This window comes from Streptomyces celluloflavus (assembly GCA_000720995.1).
Taxonomy (GTDB): Bacteria; Actinomycetota; Actinomycetes; order Streptomycetales; family Streptomycetaceae; genus Streptomyces; species Streptomyces celluloflavus.
Genome location: JOEL01000013.1, coordinates 296,218 through 302,590, shown reverse-complemented (window position 1 = coordinate 302,590; position 6,373 = coordinate 296,218). Strand labels below are relative to the sequence as shown.

The 6,373-nt window shown below is 72.9% G+C and carries 5 protein-coding genes; 3 read left to right on the top strand and 2 right to left on the bottom strand.

The window, feature by feature from the left end; all coding sequences use genetic code 11:
* Positions 1 to 187 precede the first annotated feature (187 nt).
* Together IH09_RS15355 and IH09_RS15350 are read left to right on the top strand one after the other, a co-directional pair.
* Entirely contained in the window at positions 188 to 1,015 is an 828-nt protein-coding gene (locus IH09_RS15355; protein WP_052856789.1) for an enoyl-CoA hydratase family protein, read from the top strand.
* A complete protein-coding gene (locus IH09_RS15350) occupies positions 1,016 to 3,328 on the top strand; it encodes a bifunctional salicylyl-CoA 5-hydroxylase/oxidoreductase (protein WP_052856788.1) in 2,313 nt (770 codons plus the stop codon). It abuts the gene before it with no gap.
* Positions 3,329 to 3,382: 54 nt separating this feature from the next.
* On the opposite strand, the gene IH09_RS15345 is transcribed toward IH09_RS15350, so the two are convergent.
* Together IH09_RS15345 and IH09_RS15340 are read right to left on the bottom strand one after the other, a co-directional pair.
* Complete coding sequence (locus IH09_RS15345) at positions 3,383 to 4,360, bottom strand: ScbA/BarX family gamma-butyrolactone biosynthesis protein (RefSeq protein WP_052856787.1); 978 nt, start codon at positions 4,358 to 4,360, stop codon at positions 3,383 to 3,385.
* Between the two features lie 145 nt (positions 4,361 to 4,505).
* Positions 4,506 to 5,102 (bottom strand): ScbR family autoregulator-binding transcription factor, encoded by a 597-nt coding sequence (locus IH09_RS15340; RefSeq protein ID WP_242640807.1) that lies wholly within the window; start codon positions 5,100 to 5,102, stop codon positions 4,506 to 4,508.
* 192 nt (positions 5,103 to 5,294) lie between these two features.
* On the opposite strand from IH09_RS15340, the gene IH09_RS15335 reads away from it, so the two are divergent.
* Complete coding sequence (locus IH09_RS15335) at positions 5,295 to 6,314, top strand: MDR family NADP-dependent oxidoreductase (protein ID WP_052856785.1); 1,020 nt, start codon at positions 5,295 to 5,297, stop codon at positions 6,312 to 6,314.
* Positions 6,315 to 6,373 lie beyond the last annotated feature (59 nt).

The window sequence follows — 6,373 nt, the reverse complement described above, 5'->3', positions numbered from 1 at the left end:
GCCCCACCACCCCCGCCGCGGCCCGTCCCCGCCCCCGTTCTCGTATCGCGTGCTCATGACGACAGTCACAAAGCGGTGATAACTTCGAAGAGCAGGCACGTGCGCAGAGCAGACAGGCACAAGGGACCGCAAGGGACCGCACGCAGACGCAGGCACCAGCCGTCCGGCTGAAGGGGGCAGACCGCCCATGAGCCCGTTCGCAGGATCCGCTCGCACCACCGGCGCATGGCAACACATCCGCGTGACCAGGGACGACGGCGTCGCCACCGTCACCCTCGCGCGGCCGGAGAAACTCAACGCGCTGACCTTCGAGGCGTACGCCGACCTCCGCGACCTGCTCGCGGAGCTGAGCCGGGAGCGCTCGGTACGCGCCCTGGTGCTCGGCGGGGAGGGCCGCGGCTTCTGTTCCGGCGGTGACGTCGAGGAGATCATCGGCGCCACGCTGGAGCTGGACACCGGCCAGCTGCTGGACTTCAACCGGATGACCGGCCAGGTCGTGCGGGCGCTGCGGGAGTGCCCCTTCCCGGTGATCGCGGCCGTGCACGGCGTCGCGGCGGGCGCCGGTGCGGTACTCGCGCTGGCCGCCGACTTCCGGGTCGCCGACCCCTCGGCGCGCTTCGCCTTCCTCTTCACCCGGGTCGGGCTGTCCGGCGGCGACATGGGCGCGGCCTATCTGCTGCCCCGCGTCATCGGCCTCGGCCACGCCACCCGGCTGCTGATGCTCGGCGAACCGGTGCGCGCACCGGAAGCCGAACGGCTCGGCCTGATCAGCGAGTTGACCGAGGAGGGGCGGGCCGACGAGGCGGCCGCGGCGCTCGCCCGGCGGCTCGCCGAGGGCCCCGCGCTCGCGCACGCCCAGACCAAGGCGCTGCTCACCGCCGAACTCGACATGCCGCTGGCCGCCGCAGTCGAACTGGACGCCGCCACCCAGGCGCTGCTGATGAACAGCGCCGACTACGCCGAGTTCCACGCCGCCTTCACCGAGCGGCGCCCGCCCGAGTGGCAGGGGAAATAGATGTCCGGGGTGGCGGAGCCCGTACGGAAGATCGCCATCCTGGGCGGCGGCCCCGGCGGGCTCTACGCCGCGGCCCTCCTCAAACGCCTCGACCCGGACCGGGAGATCACCCTCTGGGAGCGCAACGCCCCGGACGACACCTTCGGCTTCGGCGTCGTCCTGTCCGACGAGACCCTCGGCGGCATCGAGAGCGCCGACCCGGTCGTGCACCGCGCGCTGCAGGCGGAACTCGTCCGCTGGGACGACATCGACATCGTGCACCGCGGCCGCACCCTGACCTCCGGCGGCCACGCCTTCGCCGCGCTCGGCCGCCGCCGGCTGCTGGAGCTCCTGCACGAGCGCTGCCGTGCGCTGGGCGTCCGGCTGATCTTCCGCACCGCCGCGCCGCCCGCCGCCGAACTGGCCGCCGACCACGACCTGGTGATCGCCGCCGACGGGGTGCACAGCACCACCCGCACCGCGCACGCCGAGGTCTTCCACCCCCGGTTGACCACCCACCGCTGCCGCTACATCTGGCTCTCCGCCGACTTCGCCTTCGGCGCGTTCCGCTTCGAGACCGCCGAGACCGGCCACGGCATCGTCCAGCTGCACGGTTACCCCTACGCCCGCCCGGCGCACGGTCCCGGTGCCAGCACCGTCATCGTCGAGATGCGCGAGGAGGTCTGGCGGCGGGCCGGCCTGGACCGCCTCGACGAGCGGGCCTCGGCCCGGTGGTGCGCCGAGCTGTTCGCGCCCACCCTGCGCGGCCACCCGCTGCGCTCCAACCGCTCCGCCTGGACCGCCTTCCGTACGGTCGTCAACGAGCACTGGTCGCACGGCCGGATCGTGCTGCTCGGCGACGCCGCGCACACCGCGCACTTCTCCATCGGCTCGGGCACCAAACTCGCCGTCGAGGACGCCCTGGCGCTCGCCGCGTGCCTGACGGAGCACCCCGCACCGCCCGACGCGCTGGCCGCGTACGAGGCCGAGCGCCGCCCGGTCGTCGCCTCGCTCCAGCGCGCCGCCCGCGCCAGCCTCACCTGGTTCGAGGATCTGGCGGTCTACGCCGGCCAGCCGCCCCGCCAGTTCGCCTTCAACCTGCTCACCCGAAGCCGCCGCGTCACCCACGACAACCTCCGGCTGCGCGACGCGGGGTTCGTCGCGTCGGTGGCCGAGGAGGCCGGCGTCCCGGCCGGTACCCCGCCGATGTTCACGCCGTTCCGGCTCGGCGGGCTGACACTGCGCAACCGGGTCGTGGTCTCCCCGATGGACATGTACTCCGCGGTGGACGGCGACGGCACCCCCGGCGACTTCCACCTCGTCCACCTCGGGGCCCGCGCGCTGGGCGGGGCCGGTCTGGTGATGACGGAAATGGTGTGCGTCAGCCCCCGGGGCCGCATCACCCCGGGCTGCACGGGCCTGTACACCCCCGGCCACGAGCACGCCTGGCGCCGGGTCACCGACTTCGTGCACACCGACGCCCCCGGCGCCGCCATCGGCGTGCAGCTCGGCCACTCAGGCCGCAAGGGCTCCACCCGGCTGATGTGGGACGGCATCGACCAGCCGCTCCCGGCGGGCAACTGGCCCGTCGTGGCGCCCTCCGCGCTGTCCTACCGCAGCGGCGTCAACCAGGTTCCGCACGCCCTGAGCGGGCCCGAACTCACCTTGATACGCGAGCAGTTCGTACGGTCGGCGGAGTCCGCCGCCCGCGCCGGATTCGATCTGCTCGAACTGCACTGCGCACACGGCTATCTGCTCTCCGGCTTCCTCTCGCCGCTCACCAACCACCGCACCGACGCCTACGGCGGCGGCCTGGCCGCCCGGCTCCGCTACCCCTTGGAGGTCTTCGACGCGGTCCGTGCCCGCTGGCCGGCCGGCCGCCCGATGACGGTCCGGATCTCCGCGACCGACTGGGCCGAGGGAGGCACCACCGCCGAGGACGCGGTGGCCATCGCCGCGGCCTTCGCGGCACACGGCGCCGACGCCATCGACGTCTCCACCGGGCAGGTCGTCGCCGACGAGCACCCCGAGACCGGCCGCTCGTACCAGACGCCGTTCGCCGACCGCATCCGCAACACCCTGGGCGTGCCCGTCATCGCGGTCGGCGCCATCTCCTCCTGGGACGACGTCAACTCCCTGGTGCTGGCCGGGCGCGCGGACCTGTGCGCACTGGCCCGGCCGCATCTGTACGACCCGCACTGGACGCTGCACGCGGCCGCGGAACAGGGCTATACGGGACCCGGCGCCCCCTGGCCGCTGCCCTACCGGGCGGGCAGCCGCAGACCGCCCGCCGGACGCACCGACGCACCGAAACCCCGCCTCACGCTGCGGTGACGGGGAGGCCGGGAGCAGCGGGGCGGGGCCGTTCAGGGGCGGGCGGCGGGTCCGTCAGGGTGTCGGCACGCTGGTGACCCGCGCCGCGAGCACCGGTACGCCACGCTGCTCGATACCGACCTCGACCTGCTCCCGGCCGTCCTCGTCACGGCCCGTGGTGTGCGCCCGCACCCAGCTCGGCGTGTCCAGCTCGGCGTACCGCTCGAAGGAGCACTCCATCGTGACGGGCAGCGTGCCGCCGTCCGTCGCCGCCTGCGCGGCCTGCCGGGCGGCCTCGATCATCAGCATGCCGGGGGTGTGGTCCACGGGGTGGTCGAAGAGCACCGGATGCGAGGTGTCCACCCGCAGCTGCCAGCGGTCCGCGTCGTCGGTGGGGGAGAGCACCACATCGCGGGCGCGCTCCCGGCCGACCAACTGCGGGGCGACGGCGTCCGGCAGCGGCAGGCGCCGGGCGTTGGCGAGCGCCAGATCGCTGTACTCGCCGCGCAGCCGGCGGTAGACGGCCGGGCTGTGGCAGGAGAAGTCGAGCATCGCGGTGCCCAGCTCGGCGCCGTCGCACACGATGCGGAACACCTGGCGGGCGCTGACCAGCCGCTTGCCGCGCCGGACCAGGTTGTGGTCGGTGACATGCAGCTGCACCTCGGCCGGCGCCTCGGCCGCGCGCAGCGCCTCGGGGTCGAGGTGGTAGCCGACCTGCTGCCAGATGATCGGGTGGTCGAGCGGTACGCAGTGCGCCACATGGCTGAGCAATATCCCGGCCTGCCGCATGGTCTCGACCAGCATCACCGGATCGTGCAGCCCGTTCACCGGGCCGTAGAAGCTGTGCGCCCGCGGCCACTGGGCGTTCACCACCCAGCTGTCCGCGCCGTCGTGCCGCCAGTCGGTCAGGAACACCTCGGACACGGCGGTGCGGTGGACGTACTCACGGGGCACGGTCGTGGTGAGTGCCGGCGACCGGCCTTCGTCGGCGGGCCTGCTCGCGTCGTCGCCGTCGCGGGTACGGGGGTGCGAGGTGAGGGTTGCGCTGGCCATGGAGTCCCTTTCTGATGGGCGGGCTCTCGGCGCCCTGGCGGGCTGGACCTCGGTGTCGGCCCGCGCACCAAGATACAAACCACACGGTCTGTTTTCTAGCTGCGCGCGGACCGTTCTTCCGCCGGAGGGACTGTGGACGGCCAGGTCAGACGGCGATCTCGATACTGCGGCCGTGCGGGTCGAGATGGCTGAGCGCACCGGGCGAGGCCAGACCCGGCAAGGTGTGCCGCCACAGGGTGGTGACGCGCTCCGGCAGATCGGCGCGATCCGTCGCCGCCCGCGAGAACAACTGCACCCCCATATAGGCGGAGACGAAGAACTCGGCCGCCCGCTCCGGCACGACCGCCGGCAGCAGCTCCCCGTTCTCCCGGGCCTCGCTGAACAGGTTCGTGATGATGTCGGTCCATGCCTGGTACGGGACCAGCGGATCGTCGCTGAACGTCGTCTCCACCGCGATCCGGGTGCCCGCCTGCAACAGCGGATCGGTACGGAGCCCTTGCGCCACCTGGTGGGTGAAGTCGATCGCGTCCTGTAACCGGGACTCGCTGACCGGCGGGAGGAACGGCTCGGTCTGCTCCTTGATGACGGCGCGGGCGAGGGCGTCCTTGGACGTGAAGTGGAAATAGACGGCACCCTTGGTGACCCCGGCACGTTGGATGATCTCTGCCATCGTGGCGGCCTGGTACCCGCGTGTGCCGATGACGTGGGCTGCTGCTTCGATGACGGCACGTCGCGTGCGCACTGCGCGTTCCTGCTTGGCCACCGATCGTCCTCCGTATGGTTTCTTGGAGTTGTTGTGTCCGTATGACCCGCTGCTGGTGGCCGCGGATTCGGTTTCCGCATCATAAAGAAGCCAACCATGCGGTATTCAACCAAGCGAGTGTCCGGTGGCGTGATCCTGCGCTTCGCCACCGAGTGTGATAGGAGCTGCCCGATGTCCCCCGTCGCCGTCCCCGCCATGCACCGGGAGGTACGCCTTGCCCACCACGTCCAGGGCGAGTTGACCGGCGGTCACTTCACCGTCGCCGAGGTACCGGTGCCCGAGCCGGGGCCCGGTCAGGTGCTGGTGCGCACCCGCCTGATGGCGGTGACCGCGGCGATGCGTACGCGGATGACCGGCGTCCGGCTGCCGATGCCGTCCTTCGAACCGGGCCGGGCACTGTGGGGCGCGGCGGTCGGCGAGGTCGTGGCGGCGCCGGACGGCGGCTTCGCACCCGGCGAGCTCGTCGAGCATCCGTATGGCTGGCGGGAATTCGCTGCCGTCGAGGAGGCGCGGCTGAGGCGGCTCGACCCATCCGCGCTGCCGTCGCCCGCGGCGCATCTGTCGCAGGGCGCGACCGCCTGGGGTGCGCTGCGCCGGGTGGCCGAGGTCCGGCCCGGGGACACCGTGTTCGTCACCGGCGCGGCCGGCGGGGTGGGCAGCCTGGCCGGCCAGATCGCCCGGCGGCTGGGCGCGGGCCGGGTCGTGGGCAGCACCGGATCCGCGCACAAGGCCGCCCGGTTGCGGGCCGAGCTGGGATATGACGACACGGTCGTACGCGGCGCGGGGCCGATCGCGGAACAGCTGCGCCGGGCGGCCCCCGACGGCATCGATGTCGTGCTGGACACCGTGGCCGGCGAACAGCTCGCGGCGGCGCTCACGGTGGCCCGCGCCGATGCGAGGTTCGCACTGGTCGGCGCGCTCTCCACTCAGTTGGGCGGGGACGGCGGTGCCTCCTCCGTGATCGGGCTGGACGCGGGGCTGATCATCACCCGCCGGGTCGCGCTGCGTGGTTTCGGACTGCATGCCCACCCGGATCTGCCCGCCGAGTGGACGAAGGAGTTCGGGCAGGGCCTGCGGGACGGCTCGCTGGTCTTCCCGCACGCCATGCTGCGGGGGATCGAGCAGGCGCCTCGGGCCCTGTGCGAGCTGACGCAGGGACGGCACATCGGGGCGGTGCTGGTCGAGATCTGACGCACGGACGGTCGGGCGGTGCCGCGGGGTTCGCGGTGCGGCCGCCCTGCCGGGCCGGG

Coding starts and splice junctions, on each gene's coding strand:
- IH09_RS15355 (WP_052856789.1), top strand. CDS start 188: ATGAGCCCGTTCGCAGGATCCGCTCGCACCACCGGCGCATGGCAACAC.
- IH09_RS15350 (WP_052856788.1), top strand. CDS start 1,016: ATGTCCGGGGTGGCGGAGCCCGTACGGAAGATCGCCATCCTGGGCGGC.
- IH09_RS15345 (WP_052856787.1), bottom strand. CDS start 4,360: ATGGCCAGCGCAACCCTCACCTCGCACCCCCGTACCCGCGACGGCGAC.
- IH09_RS15335 (WP_052856785.1), top strand. CDS start 5,295: ATGTCCCCCGTCGCCGTCCCCGCCATGCACCGGGAGGTACGCCTTGCC.